The 18,801-nt window shown below is 60.7% G+C and carries 17 protein-coding genes and 1 riboswitch; of the genes, 11 read left to right on the plus strand and 6 right to left on the minus strand.

From position 1 onward, the window contains the following. Complete coding sequence (locus UB23_RS10480) at window positions 1-1,164, minus strand: 1-acyl-sn-glycerol-3-phosphate acyltransferase (RefSeq protein ID WP_177328541.1); 1,164 nt, start codon at window positions 1,162-1,164, stop codon at window positions 1-3. Between the two features lie 139 nt (window positions 1,165-1,303). Here UB23_RS10480 and UB23_RS10485 point away from each other — a divergent pair, with 139 nt between their 5' ends. From UB23_RS10485 to UB23_RS10500, 4 genes are all read left to right on the plus strand, one after another. Beyond that, window positions 1,304-1,486: a CPXCG motif-containing cysteine-rich protein gene (locus tag UB23_RS10485; RefSeq protein WP_045059250.1), complete on the plus strand. Its 183-nt coding sequence runs from the start codon at window positions 1,304-1,306 to the stop codon at window positions 1,484-1,486. A gap of 12 nt (window positions 1,487-1,498) precedes the next feature. Then, complete coding sequence (locus UB23_RS10490) at window positions 1,499-1,759, plus strand: putative signal transducing protein (RefSeq protein ID WP_045059251.1); 261 nt, start codon at window positions 1,499-1,501, stop codon at window positions 1,757-1,759. Window positions 1,760-1,794: 35 nt separating this feature from the next. Continuing rightward, window positions 1,795-2,418 carry an SOS response-associated peptidase gene (locus tag UB23_RS10495; protein ID WP_045059252.1) on the plus strand — a complete coding sequence of 208 codons (624 nt, stop codon included), beginning with the start codon at window positions 1,795-1,797 and terminating at the stop codon, window positions 2,416-2,418. 129 nt (window positions 2,419-2,547) lie between these two features. After that, the gene (locus tag UB23_RS10500; RefSeq protein ID WP_045059253.1) at window positions 2,548-3,366 is read left to right on the plus strand and encodes a M48 family metallopeptidase; all 819 of its coding nucleotides are present in this window, start codon (window positions 2,548-2,550) and stop codon (window positions 3,364-3,366) included. Between the two features lie 145 nt (window positions 3,367-3,511). Here the strand turns inward: UB23_RS10500 and UB23_RS10505 are convergent, their stop codons facing one another. From UB23_RS10505 to UB23_RS10515, 3 genes are all read right to left on the minus strand, one after another. Then, the gene (locus UB23_RS10505) at window positions 3,512-4,096 is read right to left on the minus strand and encodes a TMEM165/GDT1 family protein (protein WP_045059254.1); all 585 of its coding nucleotides are present in this window, start codon (window positions 4,094-4,096) and stop codon (window positions 3,512-3,514) included. 111 nt (window positions 4,097-4,207) lie between these two features. Then, window positions 4,208-4,309, minus strand: a riboswitch (yybP-ykoY riboswitch). 51 nt (window positions 4,310-4,360) lie between these two features. Beyond that, window positions 4,361-5,359, minus strand: coding sequence for a class I SAM-dependent methyltransferase (locus UB23_RS10510; protein WP_045059255.1), 999 nt, complete (start codon window positions 5,357-5,359; stop codon window positions 4,361-4,363). A 33-nt stretch (window positions 5,360-5,392) separates the two neighbouring features. Then, window positions 5,393-6,358: a 2-hydroxyacid dehydrogenase gene (locus UB23_RS10515; RefSeq protein WP_045059256.1), complete on the minus strand. Its 966-nt coding sequence runs from the start codon at window positions 6,356-6,358 to the stop codon at window positions 5,393-5,395. A 132-nt stretch (window positions 6,359-6,490) separates the two neighbouring features. Here UB23_RS10515 and UB23_RS10520 point away from each other — a divergent pair, with 132 nt between their 5' ends. Beyond that, a complete protein-coding gene (locus UB23_RS10520; RefSeq protein WP_045059257.1) occupies window positions 6,491-7,120 on the plus strand; it encodes a LysE family translocator in 630 nt (209 codons plus the stop codon). Window positions 7,121-7,162: 42 nt separating this feature from the next. On the opposite strand, the gene UB23_RS10525 is transcribed toward UB23_RS10520, so the two are convergent. After that, the gene (locus tag UB23_RS10525) at window positions 7,163-7,795 is read right to left on the minus strand and encodes a CatB-related O-acetyltransferase (RefSeq protein ID WP_045059258.1); all 633 of its coding nucleotides are present in this window, start codon (window positions 7,793-7,795) and stop codon (window positions 7,163-7,165) included. Window positions 7,796-7,822: 27 nt separating this feature from the next. Next, entirely contained in the window at window positions 7,823-8,716 is an 894-nt protein-coding gene (locus tag UB23_RS10530) for a glycosyltransferase family 2 protein (RefSeq protein WP_045059259.1), read from the minus strand. Window positions 8,717-8,947: 231 nt separating this feature from the next. Here UB23_RS10530 and UB23_RS10535 point away from each other — a divergent pair, with 231 nt between their 5' ends. The 6 genes from UB23_RS10535 (at window position 8,948) to UB23_RS10560 (ending at window position 18,745) form a co-directional block, all read left to right on the plus strand. Beyond that, window positions 8,948-10,630 (plus strand): fatty acid--CoA ligase, encoded by a 1,683-nt coding sequence (locus tag UB23_RS10535; RefSeq protein ID WP_045059260.1) that lies wholly within the window; start codon window positions 8,948-8,950, stop codon window positions 10,628-10,630. Between the two features lie 335 nt (window positions 10,631-10,965). Next, window positions 10,966-12,861, plus strand: coding sequence for a DUF1302 domain-containing protein (locus UB23_RS10540; protein WP_045059261.1), 1,896 nt, complete (start codon window positions 10,966-10,968; stop codon window positions 12,859-12,861). A 28-nt stretch (window positions 12,862-12,889) separates the two neighbouring features. Beyond that, a complete protein-coding gene (locus tag UB23_RS10545) occupies window positions 12,890-14,254 on the plus strand; it encodes a DUF1329 domain-containing protein (RefSeq protein WP_045059262.1) in 1,365 nt (454 codons plus the stop codon). Between the two features lie 216 nt (window positions 14,255-14,470). Next, window positions 14,471-17,209, plus strand: coding sequence for a LuxR C-terminal-related transcriptional regulator (locus UB23_RS10550; protein ID WP_045059263.1), 2,739 nt, complete (start codon window positions 14,471-14,473; stop codon window positions 17,207-17,209). A 59-nt stretch (window positions 17,210-17,268) separates the two neighbouring features. After that, window positions 17,269-17,913, plus strand: a complete 645-nt coding sequence (locus tag UB23_RS10555; protein WP_045059264.1) for an MBL fold metallo-hydrolase — start codon at window positions 17,269-17,271, stop codon at window positions 17,911-17,913. A 103-nt stretch (window positions 17,914-18,016) separates the two neighbouring features. Next, a complete protein-coding gene (locus tag UB23_RS10560; protein WP_045059265.1) occupies window positions 18,017-18,745 on the plus strand; it encodes an OmpA family protein in 729 nt (242 codons plus the stop codon). Window positions 18,746-18,801: the final 56 nt, after the last annotated feature.

Raw genomic sequence — 18,801 nt, forward strand, 5'->3', positions numbered from 1 at the left:
CTATAGGGGCAATCCGGCCTTGACCCGATACTGATTACGCACCGGCGTCGCATACTGCTGGATGAGGTATGGACGATGGTCCGCAGGGCATTCGTCCAGGCGCCGCTGCCACTCCTCCTGAGCCTTGGCCAACTCATCCGCCGCAAATACCTTGGCCGCGTCTGGCACCTGCAGTTGCGGATCCGCGTCCTGCCATTGGGCGTAGGCCAGGTAATGCACCGGAAACAGCCGATACCCCCCGAGAATCTGCTTGTCCATCTCGATCGCCAATTGCTTGGTGTCGTCGAAGACCTGGGTGATGGGCGCCGCAAAGTTCACATGCACTCGGCCCTTGTAGCCGGTGATTCCCTTGGCAATGCTGACATCATCCTCGCCCGGCACCTTGGTGTAGGTGCCAGTGGTGGCGCGTATGTACAGTTCGCGGGCCTTGGCCTGGTCGCAGGGATCGTATTCGTAGCTGATCGATACCGGAGTCAGGTTCAGAGACCGAATGACCTCGCCGAACGGCTCGTCCTTGCGGCTCATATGAAACATCTTGAGGATCGCCGACTCGGTCCGGTCATCACCATCCTTGGCCCGACCTTCAGCCTGGGCGATCCAGATCGAGGCGCAGTCGTTGCGGATCGAATGATTGATGTACGCCGAGAGCAACTGGTACGCCGCCATCTTTTCCCGGCGACCGGTGATCGAGCGATGCACGATGAAGCTCTTGTTCAGGCGCATCAGGTCGCTGACGAAGGGTTTCTGCAGCAGGTTGTCGCCAATCGCGATACGTGGGGTCGGCAGCCCCGCGTGGTATACGGCATAGTTGACGAAGGCCGGGTCCATCACGATATCGCGGTGGTTGGCGATGAACAGGTAGGCGCTGCCGGACTTGAATTGCTCGACGCCGCTGTAGGTGACGCCGTCGGTAGCACGCTCAATGGTGTGGTCGACATAAACTTCGACTTTATCCTGCAGGCTTGCCACTGAATTCACGCCGGCGAACTCACGCCGCAACCGATGAGCTATAAGAGGTTTGAGCGCCCAGCCAAGGGCTCCGGCAAAGCGCGGGAAGCGGAAGTGGGTGAGGATATCTAGCAACGCCTTGTCGCTGAGCAGCCGTGCCAGCACCGCCGGGACTTCGCTGTCGTCGTAAGGTCGGATGGTATCGAATTCGCCCATCATGCTCTCTTGTTGGAAACGGCTAGGGTAAGTAAAGGTTTTGATCAAACCAACGGGGCACGGTCTGAAAAATAGACAGACAAAAATAGCCCTGCAAATAGACCGGCGATTATACGCACAAGTCACCTGGGAGACCGCGATGCTGGAAACCGAGCGCTACGAATGTCCATATTGTGGTGAGCAAGCCGACGCTGTACTGGACTTGTCCGGTGGCGATCAGACGTATATCGAGGACTGTCCGGTGTGTTGTCGCCCGATAACCTTTGTACTGCAGACCGATGGTCAGGAATGGTTGCTGGAAGTCCATAGCGAAAACGAGTGAAAGGGGCGTGACATGCAGCGGATCTACGAACCGGAAAACCTGATGGAAGGGGAGTTGCTGCAAGGCATGCTGGCCAGCGAGGGGATCGAGGCCCACCTGGTGGGGCGGGACCTGGTCGGAGGTACGGGAGAATTGCCCATCTACGGGTTGCTCGGGCTGTCGGTTGACAATGACCAGGCGGCCTACGCGCGTGAGCTGATCAGCGCTTACAATGCCGCGCTGCCGCTGCCCGGGGATGAACCGGAGAGTTTCCCCGGCACGCTGGTCTGTTAGGCTGGCGTTCGTTTGATCAAGAGTTATGCTGCCCCATGTGTGGACGTTATGCCCTGTTTCGCTGGAACCCCGCCTTTGCGGCCCTGCCTGGTTTTCCCGCTGATCAGCAGGCCCAGTGGAACATATCCCCTACCGATTCGGTGCTGATGCTGCGCGCTGGCGCTGATGGCCAGCGCGAGTTGGCGCGCGCGCGCTGGGGGCTGACCCCGCCGTGGCTGACCGATCTTTCCCGCACGCCCGCGCATGCCCGAGCTGAAACCGTGGCCGAACAACCCATGTTCCGCGAAGCCCTGCGCCTGCGCCGTTGCCTGTTGCCGGCCAACGGGTTCTACGAATGGCGCGGCACAGCGCGCAAGCGTCCGTACTGGCTGACGCCGGGAGAGGGCGCGTCGCTGTTTTTCGCGGCAATCTGGGAGGCATATCCGGTGCAGGAGCAGGTGTGGTTGAGTACCGCGGTGATAACGCAGCCGGCCGCGAGCCAGCGTCGGCCATTGATTCTGGATGCCGCCGGGCAGCAAGCGTGGCTCGATCCAGAGACGCCGTTGCATGCCTTGCAGGCCCTGCTGGCGAGCGAACCTGCGCCCTTGCGCGAGCGGGTGCTGGCCAACCTGATAAACGATCCAAAGCTCAATGGCCCGGAGTGTTTGACGCCGGGGTAGGCGTCGCCATCGGCAATTTTCTGCTCGGGTTCGGATCTTTTCCTCAAATGCGCGTCTGTATGTCTGTTGTACCTGGCGCCGATATCATTCCGCGCCTAGGATACCGGCATGTTTTCAAGGAGCTTTTCGATGAACAAGACATTGGTTTTGTGTGCACTGAGCGCAGGTCTGCTGCTCGCCGGTTGTCAGTCGGTCAACACCACCAGCGGTGGCGCGGTAGGTGTTGAGCGCAAGCAGTACATGTTCAGCATGCTGTCGACCGACGAGGTCAACCAGATGTATGCCCAGTCCTACCAGAAGACCGTCGGTGAAGCGACCACCCAGGGCGTCCTGGACAAAACCAGCAATGATGCCAAGCGCGTCCAGGCGATTGCCAGCCGGCTGATCGCCCAGGCGCCGGTGTTCCGTCCTGATTCGGCGCAGTGGAAGTGGGAAGTCAATCTGATCAAGAGCGACGAACTCAACGCCAACTGCGGGCCGGGCGGCAAGATCATTTTCTACACCGGGCTGATCGACACGTTGAAGCTGACCGACGATGAAATCGCGGCGATCATGGGCCATGAAATCGCCCACGCCCTGCGCGAGCACGGGCGTGAAGCAATGTCCAAAGCCTATGGTATCGAGATGGCCAAGCAGGGCGCCGGTGCGCTGTTCGGCCTGGGCCAGGACAGCCTGGCGCTGGCGGACACCGTGGCCAACTACGGCATGACCTTGCCTAACAGTCGCTCCAATGAAAACGAAGCGGACCTGATCGGCCTGGAGCTGGCCGCCCGTGCCGGCTACAACCCGAATGCAGCGATTACCCTGTGGAACAAGATGAGCAAGGTCTCGGAAGGTTCGCCGCCGGAGTTCATGAGCACTCACCCGGCTTCGACCAGCCGGATTGCTTCGCTGGAAGCAGCGATTCCGAAGGTGATGCCGCTCTACGAGAAAGCGCCGAAGTCTTGATAATCATGGGGTGATGCCGCTGACGCCTTCGCGGGCAAGCCCGCTCCCACAGGTCCCGTGGTGGCCACAATTTTGTGATCACCACCAACCCTGTGGGAGCGGGCTTGCCCGCGATGAACGTTAACTCGTTCTAAGACCTAGCGCGTCAAACCCACCCACTGCTCTGCATCGCCTTGTACACCGCAACGATCGCCAGGATGAAGAACGCCGAAGCCGCCAGGCGGCGAATCAGGGTCAATGGCAGTTTTTCCGCGGCAAAGTTACCCGCCAGAACCACCGGCACGTTGGCAATCAACATGCCCAGGGTGGTACCAATGATTACCAGCCACAATTCCGGGTACTGTGCTGCGAGTATGACCGTGGCGATCTGGGTCTTGTCGCCAATCTCAGCGAGGAAGAACGCGATCAGCGTGGTCACGAACGGCCCGAACTTGCGTGCGGTGCTGGCTTCGTCGTCATCCATCTTGTCCGGCACCAGGGTCCACAGCGCAGTGGCGGCGAAGCTCGCGGCCAGGATCCAGTGCAGCATCGCATCCGAGAAGAAACTGCCGACCCATGCGCCCACTGCGCCGGCAGCCGCATGGTTGGCCAGGGTGGCAGCGACGATGCCGGCGATGATCGGCCAGGGCTTGCGGAAACGCGCGGCGAGAATGAGGGCGAGCAGTTGCGTCTTGTCACCGATTTCGGCCAAGGCAACGATTGCGGTTGGAACGAGTAGAGAGTCCAGCATCAGGGATTTTCCTAAGGGGCGGGTCGACACGGCTATGACACGTACAGCCTCCCCGCCCCGGGTAAGGTGTTCGTGTCATAGGTCTTGTCAAACCCTGAGGTCCGTCTGTGCGGACCTCGAGGTCGCATACGCCATGGTCTGAGGACCAAGTATGTTGACGTATGCCGGACGAGCGTGGCGCTCGTGGGAGACTACTCCCCTAGGACGGAGCGGATTCTGCCTAGGCAAATCCGAATGAGCAAGTCTCTTTTTGCAGAAAAGATTTCAGCCGCGCTTTGCGCGATAGATCCTGAAGCCCTGTCCTTCGGCCTTGATCGCACACACGCCAAGGTGCTCTTCGATCAGCGGCTGGTACTTCAGGAAGCTGTTGGCAACCAGGCGCAGTTCCCCGCCGTTTTTCAGATGTTTGGCCGCTTTTCGCAGCAAGTTCTCGGTGGCGAAGTAGTCGGTATGCACGCCCACATGGAACGGCGGGTTGCTTAAAATCGCGCTCAAACCCATGGGTGCCGCGTCGATACCGTCACCGGTTATCACGTCTGCTTCAAGGCCGTTGGCGGCCAGCGTCAGGCGACTGCTGGCGGCCGCGAAGGCGTCCACGTCGAGCAAGGTCACCTGATTGTGCGGATAGCGGCGCTTGACCGCCGCCCCCAGCACACCGGCACCGCAACCAAAATCCAGCAAATGACCGCTTGGCAACTTGTCGAGGTGCTCGAGCAGCAGCGCACTGCCGCGATCCAGGCGGCCGTGGCTGAACACCCCGGGCAGGCTGATGACGGTCAGCGGTCCTTCAGACAGGTCCAGCTCATAAGTCTGGGCCAGGCTTTCCAGGGATTTGGCCTGTGGCGCATCGGCGACGGTGACCAGCCACAGCTGGCAGTGGCGCGCGCTGTCGAGCTTGCGCGGTTTGCCAAAAGGGTTGAGTTGCTTGGCGGCGCCTTCGATGCCGCTGCGCTTCTCGCCCACCAGGTACAACTCGCGACCGGCCAGGCGCGAGGCCAGGGCGTTGAGAATGTAGTCGGTGAGGTCCTTGGATTTGGGCAGAAACACCACCGCTGTTTCGAACTCGCGCTCTGGCGCGGTCACCCCAAATTGGCTGCGCCCGGCGAAGCGGGCATCGAGGGCTGCTTGATCGCCAGCGTGCCAGCACCAGCCGTGGGCATCGGGCAGGCGTCCCAGCAGATCATCGGCGGGCAACCCGGCGAGCAATACCGAACCCTGGAATAACTCGGCCTGACGAAGCAGTACTTCACTGCGCGGATCCATAATCTGCTCCCTGGAAAAAAGTGCCGCAGTCTATCAACTGACGACACGCAGCGCTTTACCGCTGAAGTATCCCTGCGCATTTTCCGTGAGTTGGCCGACGATCCGCTGGCGCGCTTCACGACTGCCCCAGGCGTTGTGCGGGGTGACGATCAGGCGAGGGATGTCGTCGGCCAGCAGTGGATTGCCGGCGGTCGGTGGCTCTACGCTGAGCACGTCGGTGGCCGCGCCGCCGAGGTGGCCGTTGCGCAAAGCGTCGGCCAGCGCCTGCTCGTCAATCAGGCCACCTCGGGCCGTGTTCACTACAAATGCGCCCGGTTTCATCGAGGCCAGCTCCGGGGCTCCAATGAAATGGCGGGTGTGTTCGTTCAGTGGGCAGTGCAGGGTCAGGGCGTCGATCTGCGGCAGCAGCTCTGCCAGCGGCAGTCGATCCGGCCTGGCTGGGCGCCCCGGTATCTGGCCCAGCAGCACGCGCATGCCGAATGCTTGCGCCAGCCGGGCGACGGCGCCACCCAGTTCGCCATGCCCCAGCAAGCCAAGGGTCTTGCCTTCCAGTTCGACGATCGGATAGTCCAGCAGGCAGAACTGTTTCGCCTGTTGCCAGCGTCCTTCGTCCACGGCTTTCTGGTAGTCGGCCAGGCGCGTTGCCAGGTTCAGCAGCAACATGATGGTGTGTTGCGCCACCGAGGGTGTGCCGTATCCCTGGCAGTTGCACACGGTGATGCCGTGGGCGCGCGCGGCCGCCAGATCGACATTGTTGGTGCCGGTGGCGGCAATCAGGATCAGCTTCAGCCCGGGGCTCGCGGCGATTGCGGCTGCATCGATCACGGTTTTATTGCTGATGGCGACAGTCGCGCCCTTGAGGCGCTCGATCACCTGGTCTGGCGTTGTCTGGGCGAACAGTTGCAAGTCGCTGAAGCAATCGCGCAACGGTGCCAGGTCGAGGTCGCCCAGGTCCAGGGAAGGATGGTCGAGGAAAACTGCGCGGTGAGTGTTCGTCATCAACTGTACCTTTTGTGCATTGATCTGAAGGCGTAATCTGCCGAGCCTAACAGATGAAACAATCAGTTACTCATCGCAGGGCTGGCCTATACGCCGCTGGATTTCGCCAGGCCTGCCACTAAGGATTTGCGCATGTATTGGACAGAGTTCTTGACCGTTGCCCTCATTCACCTGCTCGCCGTGGCCAGCCCCGGCCCGGACTTTGCGGTGGTGGTGCGCGAAAGCGTGACCCACGGTCGTCGCGCCGGCACTTGGACTGCACTGGGGGTTGGCTCGGCGATATTCCTGCATGTGGGTTATTCGCTGCTGGGCATTGGGCTGATCGTGTCGCAATCGATCGTGCTGTTCAACGCCTTGAAATGGGCCGCTGCCGCGTACCTGCTGTACATCGGATTCAAGGCGCTGCGTGCGAAACCGGCCAAGCCGGTGACCGACGACCTGCACAAGGAAGCCGGTGAGCGCACTGCCCGTGGCGCCTTCACTTCGGGCTTTGTGACCAATGGTCTGAACCCGAAGGCCACGCTGTTCTTCCTGTCGCTGTTCACGGTGGTGATCAACCCGCACACGCCGTTGTCGGTGCAGGCTGGCTACGGCGTCTATTTGGCGGTGGCCACGGCGATCTGGTTCTGCCTGGTGGCGATGCTGTTCAGCCAGCAGCGAGTGCGCGCCGGATTTGCGCGCATGGGCCACTGGTTCGATCGGACGATGGGCGCGGTGCTGATTGCCATCGGGGTGAAACTGGCGTTTACCGAAATGCATTGAAGGAACTGGGGAGCGCCGCGCCATCTTGTCGCGGCCAATCCGTCACCCGGGTTGATTCGACTGGCGCTGGCGGACGTAATCCAGAAACCCGTCCATGTCACTGCTGCACAGCACCCGTGACGCAGTCTTCACCTCTTCCATCGGCCAGTCCCACCAGGCAGATGCCAACAGTTCCTGGCGCACGTCTTCCTCGAAGCGCCAGCGAATGTGCCGGCTGGGGTTGCCGCCAACGATCGCATAGGGTTCCACGTCACGGGTGACCACGGCCCCCGCGGCGACTACCGCGCCATGACCGATGGTGACGCCCGACAGGATCAGCACATTGGCGCAGATCCAGCAGTCGCTGCCGATTACCACATCACCCTTGGTCGGGCTGCACCCGGGAATATCCCGGGCTTCGTCAATCATCAACGGGAACGGGTAGGTGCTGACCCAGTCGGTGCGATGCCCGCCGCCGAGCAGAATCTGCACGCCTTCGGCTATCGAGGTGTAGGAGCCGACCTTCAGGATCGTATCGTCACCAAATTCCATGACCTCGGGAATGCCATAGGTCCCCACGCCTATTTCATAGCGGGGGTAGCGCAGGCGAATTTTCTCTGGCGCCCGCTGCAGTTTTTCCAGGCGCTTGAGGTGCTTGCGGATTTTTCGTTGTTTGAGTTTTTCGAGAAATTTCATGGCCAGGCCTGGAAGCGGGGAGGGCGTTCAGCGATGCAGCATCAAGCGTTTCAAACGGCGGAAGCTGGTGCGGTTCAGGTGACGCCAGGGAATGGAGCGCAACAGTTTCCAGGCTTCCTTCTTGTCTTCGACGACCGCGTACTTGAGGGCCTTGTTCACCAGTTGCGTGCGAGCGCTCTGGTATGCGGGGTGGCCCAGGTACGGCGCGATGGCTTCAAGGTCCGCCTGTAGCAGCACCTTGTACTTTCTCGACAGGTTGTTGGGGTGACGGCGATAGCGGGTCACGCACACCGGCAGCTCATGCACCTCGTAACCCAGGCGGGCGATGCGCAGGGTCATCTGGAAATCCTGGACCCGCAGGCTTGGCGCATAAAAGCCGGCACTGCGCATGGCGCTCATGCGATACAGCGCAACCGGAGCACCGATCACCACGGCGCCGCTGAGCACCTTGTCGAAGTCGTAGGTGCGGATCTCGTCGCGTTGTTGCTGCTTGATGGTATTGCCGTCGCTGTCCATGTAGATGATCAGCGCCCCCACACAGCCAACTTGCGGGTGCTGTTCCAGGTAATCCACCCGGATGCGCACGGACTGCGGCAGCATGATGTCGTCCAGGTCCGGCGTGGATACGTAGTCGCCCTTGGCATAACGCAAGCCGTGGTTGAGGGCCGCGCTGACGCCCTGGTTGGCCTGGGTATACAGCTGGAAGTCATGGGTTTGCTGCAATTGCCTGAGCATCGCGATGCTGTTGTCGCTGGAGCCATCGTCGACAATGATGACTTCAAAATTCGGGTAATCCTGGGCGAAGATGCTGGCGATCGCCTCTTCCAGGTATTTTTCCGCGTTATAACAAGGCGCCACAATGGAAACCAGGGGCGCTTGTTTACTGGAGCAATCCAGAGGGTCGGTCACTTCAGTATTCATCGCTGTCATTGTGTCGGTAAAAGTGCATAGGCTCGCACGAAACCCTGCTGGCATCCATTACAAGTTGCCCTGCACAGGCAATAAGCGTGGCCGCCAGAGGTTGCGGGTGATGGCGCAAAGCCAGCATCTGACCCTCCGACGAAATCATTCCTTTGGCTGATTTGATGCCCGGGCCGGCGCATTAGAGTGCTGCTTTCAGCCACGACCGTGCAGTCAGGAAAAGGGATTCTTATGTTGCAGACTCGCGTTATCCCCCCAGCCGAAGGCGCTTACCAATACCCGCTGCTGATTAAACGCCTGCTGATGTCGGGTGCCCGCTACGAGAAGACCCGCGAGATCGTCTATCGCGATCAATTGCGCTACAGCTACCCGACCCTGATCGAGCGCGTGGCACGGCTCGCCAACGTACTGACCGCCGCCGGCGTCAAGCCGGGGGATACCGTGGCGGTGATGGACTGGGACAGCCATCGCTATCTGGAATGCATGTTCGCCATCCCGATGATCGGCGCGGTGATCCACACCATCAACGTACGTCTGTCACCGGAACAGATCCTCTACACCATGAACCACGCTGAAGACCGCTTCGTGCTGGTCAACAGCGAGTTCGTGGGCCTGTACAACGCGATCGCCGGGCACCTGACCACCGTCGAGAAAACCCTGCTGCTGACCGACCTGCCGGAAAAAACTGCTGACCTGCCCAATCTCGTGGGGGAGTACGAGCAACTGCTGGCGGCAGCGAGCGCCCAATACGATTTCGAGGATTTCGACGAAAACTCGGTCGCCACCACCTTCTACACCACCGGCACCACCGGCAACCCCAAGGGCGTGTACTTCACCCATCGACAACTGGTGCTGCACACCATGGGGGTGTCGACCATCATGGGCGCCATCGACAGCGTGCGCCTGCTGGGCACCAATGATGTGTACATGCCGATCACCCCGATGTTCCACGTGCATGCCTGGGGCTTGCCGTACGTGGCGACCATGCTCGGGCTCAAGCAGGTTTACCCCGGTCGTTACGACCCGGAGTTTCTGGTGGAGTTGTGGCGCAAGGAGAAGGTCACTTTTTCCCACTGCGTACCGACCATCCTGCAGATGGTCCTCAATGCCAAGGCCGCGCAGGACACCGATTTTGGCGGCTGGAAAATCGTCATCGGCGGCAGTGCCCTGAACCGGGCGCTGTATGAGGCCGCCAAGGCCAAGGGCATTCAGTTGACCGCAGCCTATGGCATGTCGGAAACCGGCCCGCTGGTGTCCTGTGCGCACCTCAACGACGAGCTGATGGCAGGCACTGAAGACGAGCGCACCACTTACCGCATCAAGGCCGGTGTGCCGGGCCCCCTGGTGGAGGCGGCGATCGTCGACGCCGAGGGTCATTTCCTGCCGGCCGATGGCGAGACTCAGGGGGAACTGGTACTGCGCGCGCCATGGCTCACTGAAGGCTATTTCAATGAACCGCAGAAGGGCGCCGAGCTGTGGGCGGGCGGCTGGTTGCACACCGGCGACGTGGCGACCCTGGACACCATGGGCGTGATCGATATTCGCGACCGCATCAAGGACGTGATCAAGACCGGCGGCGAGTGGATTTCCTCCCTGGACCTCGAAGACCTGATCAGCCGTCATGTAGCGGTACGCGAAGTAGCAGTGGTGGGCATCGCCGATCCGCAGTGGGGCGAGCGCCCGTTCGCCTTGCTGGTGATCCGCGAAGGCCACGTAATCGGGGCCAAGGAACTCAAGGAACACCTCAAGCCGTTCGTGGAACTGGGGCACCTTAGCAAGTGGGCGATCCCGAGCCAGATTGCTCTTGTTACCGAAATTCCCAAGACCAGCGTCGGCAAGCTGGACAAGAAAAAAATCCGCCTCGACATTACCGAATGGCAGGCCAACAACAGCACCTTCCTCTCGACGCTTTAAGCGATCCTGGCGTGCCCGAAAAGGCACGCCAGCCCCACCAAGCAAGCGCTTGGCTTGTGAAATCTGAATTTTCAGCCATTCTTCCCGTGCCGACAGTTGTCGGACTGGCGAAAGGACTGTTCCAGAGTGGCTGGCAGCTGCAAATCACACTTTAGAGGGATCAAGCTCTACTACCTGCTGGCTATAGTCCGCTCAAGGATTTTTAAGAACGAGCGCAAACGCACAAACGGGGCGATGCACATTGGATTGAATTCGGAACGCCCTGGCGTCCGGTCAGCCACAACGTTTTTAAAAGTACTCACTGCCATAACAATAATGCACATGGAGTAGCGTCGATGACATCAGTAAACCAGTTCTGGCGCCGGGCGAAATTGCCTCTGGCGGTCAGTCTTGCTTCTACGCTCGCCGGGCCCGCATTCGGCGTCAGTTTCAACATTGGTGAAATCGAAGGTCAGTTCGACTCTTCTCTCTCCCTGGGCATGAGCGTTTCCACCCAGTCGCCGAACAAGAACCTCATCGGGGTCAACAACGGCGGCCAAGGGCTGTCCCAGACTTCCGATGACGGTCACCTGAACTTCAAGAGCGGCCAGGCCTTCTCGAAGATTTTCAAGGGTATCCATGACCTTGAATTGAAATACGGCGACACCGGTGTGTTCGTGCGGGGCAAATACTGGTACGACTTCGCACTGCAAAACGAAGACCTTGAATTCAAGAACGTCAGCAACGACAACCGCAAGGAAGGCGCCAAATCCTCCGGCGGCCAGATCCTCGATGCCTTCGTCTACCACAACTACTCCATCGCCGATCAGCCGGGCTCCGTGCGTCTGGGCAAGCAGGTAGTGAGCTGGGGCGAAAGTACGTTCATCGGCGGTGGCATCAACTCGATCAACCCGATCGACGTATCCGCATTCCGTCGTCCGGGTGCCGAGATCAAGGAAGGCCTGATCCCGGTCAACATGTTCTACGTCTCCCAGAGCCTCACCGAGAATCTCTCGGCTGAAGCGTTCTACCAGCTGGAATGGGACCAGACCGTCGTCGACAACTGCGGCACCTTCTTCTCCCAGCCGGACATCGTTGCCGATGGCTGTGACAGCAACCTGCGGGTGTTGAACAAACGCTCGACCATCCCGGCCATTGCACTGGGACCGTTGGCTGGCGCTGGCGTAGACGTCAACGAGGAAGGTGTGCTGGTCCGTCGCGGCCCCGATCGCGATGCGCGGGACAGCGGCCAATGGGGCGCGTCCCTGAAGTACATGTTCGATCCGCTGGACACCGAATTCGGTGCCTACTTCATGAACTACCACAGCCGTGCGCCGATCTTCAGCGCCACGGGTGCACCGCAATCGGTGTACAACACCGCCGCGGGCCTGCCGGGTCCATTCGCTGCACTGGCACCTTTGCTGGTGGCGGGCAACTCGCAGTATTTCATCGAATACCCGGAAGACATTCGCCTGTACGGCTTGAGCTTCTCCACCACCCTGCCTACCGGTACGGCGTGGAGCGGTGAGATCAGCTATCGTCCGAACGCGCCGGTGCAGCTCAACTCCACCGACATCCTGTTCGCCGGTGTGCGTCCGTTGGGCGGCGCCCTGGGCAATGCTTCGCTACTGACTGGCGTTCCTGGCCAGGACCTGCACGGTTATCGTCGCAAGGAAATCACCCAGTTCCAGACCACCCTGACGCACTTCTTCGATCAAGTGATGGGCGCGAGCCGTCTGACCCTGGTAGGTGAAGTGGGCGTGACTCACGTCGGCGGCCTGGAAAGCTCCTCTGACGTGCGCTACGGCCGCGATCCGGTCTACGGTCCAGGTGAGCTGCCACCGACTGGCCCAGCCGGTACCGACACCTGCGCCAACATCCTCAACGCCAGCACCATCAACGGTGCAGGTGCTGGTTCGCCGCAGAACAACCGCAGTCGCAATTGCACCAACGAAGGCTTCACCACCGCAACCTCGTGGGGCTACCGCGGTCGTGCGATCTGGGAATACAACGACGTATTCGCCGGCGTGAACCTCAAGCCTAACGTGGCCTGGTCCCATGACGTGAGCGGCTACTCGCCTGGCCCTGGCGGCAACTTCGAGGAAGGTCGCAAAGCGGTCAGCCTGGGCGTTGATGCCGAGTACCAGAACACCTACACCGCGAGCCTGGCGTACACCAACTTCTTCGACGGCAAATACACCACTGTGGACGATCGCGACTTTGTTGCGCTCAGCGTCGGCGTGAACTTCTAAGCACAGTATTTTCAGGACGAACACACATATGAAAATAACAAAGAGTCTGTTCCAAGCCGGTGTTCTGGGACTTTCGCTGCTGGCGACCAGCGTCATGGCGGCGGTTCCCGCTGCCGAGGCAGACAAGCTGGGCAAGAGCCTGACACCGATGGGCGCCGAGATGGCGGGTAACGCCGACGGTTCGATCCCGGCCTGGAAACCCATGGCCAAAAATGCGGGCACAGTCGACAGCAAGGGCTTCCTGTCCAACCCGTACGGCAGTGAAAAACCGCTGTTCACCATCACCGCGCAGAACGTGGATCAGTACAAAGAGAAGCTTGCCCCGGGCCAGTACGCGATGTTCAAGCGTTACCCGGAAACCTTCAAGATGCCGGTCTACCCGTCCCATCGCGGTGCCACAGTGCCGGATGAAGTGTTCGCCTCCATCAAGAAAAACGCCGTCAACACCAAACTGGTGTCCGGTGGTAACGGCCTGGAAAACTTCGAGACTGCCGTCCCGTTCCCAATCCCGAAAACTGGCGTTGAGGTTATCTGGAACCACATCACCCGGTATCGCGGCGGCAGCGTGACTCGCCTGGTCACCCAGGCCACTCCACAGCCTAACGGCTCGTTCAGCCTGGTGTATTTCCAGGACCAGTTCGTGTTCCGCGACAAGATGAAGGATTACGATCCGGCGAACCCGGGCAACATCCTGTTCTACTTCAAGCAGAAAGTGACCGCGCCGGCACGTCTGGCCGGTGGTGTACTGCTGGTGCACGAAACCCTCGACCAAGTGAAGGAGCCGCGTTCGGCGTGGGTCTATAACGCCGGTCAGCGTCGGGTGCGTCGCGCCCCGCAAGTGTCTTATGACGGGCCGGGTACTGCCGCCGATGGCCTGCGTACCTCTGACAACCTGGACATGTACAACGGAGCGCCAGATCGCTACGACTGGAAACTCGAAGGCAAGAAAGAGATGTACATCGCCTCCGACAGCTACAAGCTCGACGATCCGAAGCTCAAGTATGCCGACATCATCAAGGCCGGCCACATCAACCAGGACCTGGCTCGATACGAGCTGCGCCGGGTGTGGCATGTGGTTGCAACCCTGAAGGAAGGTCAGCGCCATATCTACGCCAAGCGTGACTTCTACATCGACGAAGACACCTGGCAGGCGGCGGTGATCGATCACTACGACGGTCGTAATCAACTGTGGCGCGTTGCGGAAGCCCACGCCGAGAACTACTACGACAAACAAGTGCCGTGGTATGCCCTGGAAACCCTGTATGACCTGCAATCGGGTCGTTACCTGGCGTTGGGTATGAAGAACGAAGAGAAGTCGGCATATGACTTCGGCTTCACTGCTACCACCAGCGACTTCACCCCTGCGGCATTGCGTCAGGAAGGTGTTCGCTAAGCTGCACTGAGCAGAGGCCGCACCCTCTGAAAACGCCCCGACTGGTTCGGGGCGTTTTTTTTTGCCTATCGCTCCTACGGGCCTGCATGCATTCGGGCGTAGAGCTTGATGGCCTTTTTGTAGCCATTTGTAGCAATAACCTTCATTACCTCTTCGTTTACCGCTAGTCTGCGGACATCTGCAACGCCGCCACCCGCCATCAAACAAGAGCCGGCCATGACTGATCTGTCCCCCATCCCGGGCCCTGCAAGCGTTGCCGTCGCGGCACTGGACGGACGTTTTTTTCGCCCGCCGCTGCCTGATGGCCACGTGCTGCGGCCGCGCCTGTGCGAGCGACTGAGTGCCGGGCTTGGCGGCAGGCTGTTGCTGGTCAGCGCCCCGGCAGGGTTCGGCAAGAGCTCCCTGGCCGTGGAATTCTGTCAAGGTCTGCCCGCGCACTGGCAGAGTCTGTGGCTGGGCCTGAGTCCGCGTGACAGCGACCCTGGGCGTTTTCTTGAGCGGCTGCTCGAAGGCCTCCAGGATTTTTATCCCAAGCTTGGCAGCCAGTCCCTTGGCCTGCTGAAAATGCGCCAGCGCCATCAGCCATTTGCTTTCGAGGAGTGGCTGGACGGCTTGCTCGATGAGCTGGCCGTGCACTTGCTGCCAACGGCTCCACTGTTGCTGGTGCTCGATGACTACCACCTGGCCCAGGGGCCGGTGCTCGACCGTTGCCTGCAATTTTTCCTCAATCATCTGCCTGACGGCCTGCTGGTGATGGTGACCAGCCGCCAGCGCCCGGACTGGCATCTGGCGCGCCTGCGCCTGTCCCGGCAATTGCTCGAACTGCACGAGCAGGACTTGCGCCTGACTCACGACGAAGCCCAGACCCTGCTCGATCGCCACAGCACCTCACTGCGCGGCGAAGCCCTGGAAAATCTCATAGAGCGCAGCGAAGGCTGGGTCGCTGGCCTGCGTTTCTGGCTGCTGGCCGCCTCCGAAGTGGGCAGTGAAGGTGCATTGCCTCAGTCCCTGCATGGTGGGGAAGGGCTGATCCGCGATTACCTGCTTGAAGAAGTCATCGATTGCCTGCCCGCCGAAGTGCAGGCCTTCCTCTACGACACCGCCCCCCAGGAGCGCTTCTGCAGCGAACTGTGCGACGCCGTTCGCGAGGCTCACGACAGCGCAGAGATCCTGCGCTTCCTGCTGGCTCACCAGGTGTTCCTGGTGCCCCTGGACGAGCAGGGCCGCTGGTATCGTTATCACCATTTGTTTTCCGATCTGCTGCGCACCCGCCCGACCGCCCAGGCCATCGTGCCGGCAGCGAGCCTGCACCTGCGCGCATGCCGCTGGTTCAACGCCCAGGGGCTACTCGATGAAGCGGTGGAACAGGCGTTGCGCGCCGGTCACCTGGACGTCGCAGCGAATCTGGTGCAGAACCTGTCCGAAGAGCAGCTGCTGGCCGAACAGAACGTCGGCATGTTGCTGCGCTGGAAGATGGACTTGCCCGACAGCCTGCTGATCAGCACGCCGCGCCTGATCGTGCTGTACAGCTGGGCTCTGGGGCTGGCCTGCCAACTCGACGCTGCCGAAGAACTGGCCAGTCATCTGAGCCGCTTCCTGCCGGCCCCTTCGGCCACGGCGCAAAAGTCCATGCTGGCGCAGTGGCTGGCCCTGAGCGGGATCATCGCCCGCGGACGGGGCAACCGTGAACTGACCCTGCTGTATTGCACTGAAGCCCTGGAGAGCCTGCCGTCCAAGCGCTATGGCCAACGCTTGATGTGCCTGTCGACCTTGTCCAACCTGGCCATCGCCGACGGCGACCTGTGGCGTGCACGCGGGTTGAACCGCGATTCCCTGGAGCTGGCACAGCGGGTGGGTAATCCATTGTTCGAGGCGCTGGCGCATTACGACCGTGCCCGAGTGCTCCAGGCCCGCGGGGAAATCCTGCGGGCGCTGGATGAAGTGCGCCAAGGCCTGCAACGCCTGCAAGGGCTGTCGCCGCAACGACTCTATGCTGTTCGTGCACGCCTGACGTTATACGAAGGATTTCTGTTGGCCATGCGCCTGCAGCCACAGGCTGCGCGCATTCGACTGCAGGCTGGCCTCAGCGAAGCACGAGCCTGCCGGGATATCAGCGTACTGATCGGCCATTGCGTGATTGCCCGAATCGAAGGCAGCAGTGGCGAGTTTTCCAAGGCATTCGCCGAACTCGCCGAAGCCGAGCGCCTGATGCATATCTGGGACGTGCCGCCGATTTATTACCTGGCGATGATTACCCTGGTCAAATGCGAGCTGTGGCTGGCCCAGGGCCGCACCGACCTGGCCGAAGCCTGGCTGGCGCGTCTGAGCCAGACCTACAACGGCGAAAACCCCGCTGCGCCGCCGGAATTTCATCCGCAACTGCCCTTGCATATCGAATTGCAGCAGGCTTTGCTGGAGGTCATCCAGGGCCAGTTGATGCTGGCCGAGGGGCGGTTGAACGCATTGCTGGAAAACGGCCAGCAAACCGGGCGTCAGATGCTCAGCGTCATGGTGCTGACCCAGAAGACCGAGCTGCTACTGGCCAGCAACCGCGAACCTGACGCCCGGCAAAGCCTCACTCAGGCCCTTGATGCTGCGATGGGTGGCGTGGTGCAACCTTTCGACGGCTTGCTGAGCAAACATCCGGCCTGGTTGCGCGAACAACTTCAGCACAACGCCAGGACCGCAGTTTGCGCCGCCCTGGCAGAGCATCTGCCCGCCATACCACCGCGCATTGCCTCGGAGCCATCCCACGCCTGCGAGCAACTGAGTGCCCGAGAACTGGCCGTCCTGAAGCTCATTGCACAAGGGTGCTCGAATCAGGAGATCAGTGATCAGCTGTTTATTTCGCTGCATACGGTGAAGACGCATGCCAGTCATATCAACAGCAAGCTGGGGGTAGAGCGCAGGACTCAGGCGGTGGCGCGGGCGAAGGAGTTGGGTGTATTGGGGTGACGCTGTCGGGCCCGCCAGCCTGTGCCAGAATAGGCCATCCATTCTTTTCAGGAACCACCATGGTCGCTGCCAGCCCCACGCTCATCCGCGAGACCTTCCCCGTCGGCCCGTTGCAGTGCAACTGCACGATCATCGGCGATCCGATTACGAAAAAGGCCATCGTCGTCGATCCCGGTGGCAACCCTGAGCTGATCATGGCGCGACTCGACGCCCTCGGGCTCAAGGTGGTGAGCATCATCCACACCCACGCACACCTGGATCACTTCCTGGCTTCCGGTCAGATGAAAGAGAAAACCGGGGCGACCCTGCATCTGCACAAGGAGGACCAGTTCCTCTGGGACAACCTGGAGATGCAATGCCAGATGTTCGGCGTGCCTTACACGCCGGTGCCCCCGCCAGATCGCTGGTTGGCCGACGATGAAGAACTGGCTTGCGGCTGTGGCGTGGCATTGCACACACCCGGTCACACACCCGGCTCTATGAGTTTCTGGTTTGCAGACGCTAAGCTGCTCATCGCCGGTGACACCCTGTTTCGTCGCGGGGTAGGGCGCACGGATTTATGGGGCGGGGATCAGGCCGCTATCGTGCGGTCGATCAAGCAGCGCCTGTATACCCTCGATGAAGAGGCGACCGTGGTCACCGGGCATGGACCGGACACGCGACTGGGTGACGAAATGCGTGAAAACCCGTTCGTGCGCGCCTGATGTCTGCTTGATGGAATTTTTATCGCGCAAAATGATCCAACGCCGGCAAAGGTTCAATGCTTAAGTCCGTTGCACCACAGAATGCAAAAAGTAGGAGCTCTTCATGTTCACCACGCCTCGTCTGATTATTGCCGCTACTGCCATCGCGCTGCTGTCTGGCTGCGCTTCGCCGAACCCGTATGACAACCAGGGTCAGGCCGATAGCGGTTCCCAGGGCATGAGCAAAACCGCCAAGTACGGCGGCCTCGGCGCTCTGGCCGGGGCGCTTGCGGGCGCCGCCATCGACCACAACAATCGTGGCAAGGGCGCGCTGATCGGCGCCGCAGTGGTAGGTGCTTCCGCTGCCGGTTACGGGTACTACGCTGATCAGCAGGAGAAGAAGCTGCGCGCCAGCATGGCCAACACCGGCGTGGAGGTGCAGCGCCAGGGTGATCAGATCAAGCTGATCATGCCGGGTAACATCACGTTCGCCACCGATTCGGCGAATATCGCCTCGAGCTTCTATCAGCCGTTGAACAACCTTGCAGGCTCGCTGAAGGAGTTCAACCAGAACCAGATCGAAATCGTCGGCTACACCGACAGCACCGGCAGTCGCCAGCACAACATGGACCTGTCCCAGCGGCGCGCCCAGAGCGTGGCGACCTACCTGACGTCCCAGGGCGTCAGCAGTGCCAACCTCACAGCCCGTGGCGCCGGTCCGGATAACCCGGTAGCCAGCAACGCTGACGTTAATGGTCGGGCGCAGAACCGTCGGGTTGAGGTCAACCTGAAGGCGATTCCGGGCCAGCAATATGGTGGTCAGCAGCAAGGTACTGTTCAGCAGTACCCATAAGCGCCTGGCTGAATATCAGGTGTGAAAAAAGCCCCCGGACAATCACTCATCCGGGG

It is taken from the genome of Pseudomonas sp. ES3-33, from assembly GCF_000952175.1.
Lineage (GTDB): Bacteria > Pseudomonadota > Gammaproteobacteria > Pseudomonadales > Pseudomonadaceae > Aquipseudomonas > Aquipseudomonas gregormendelii.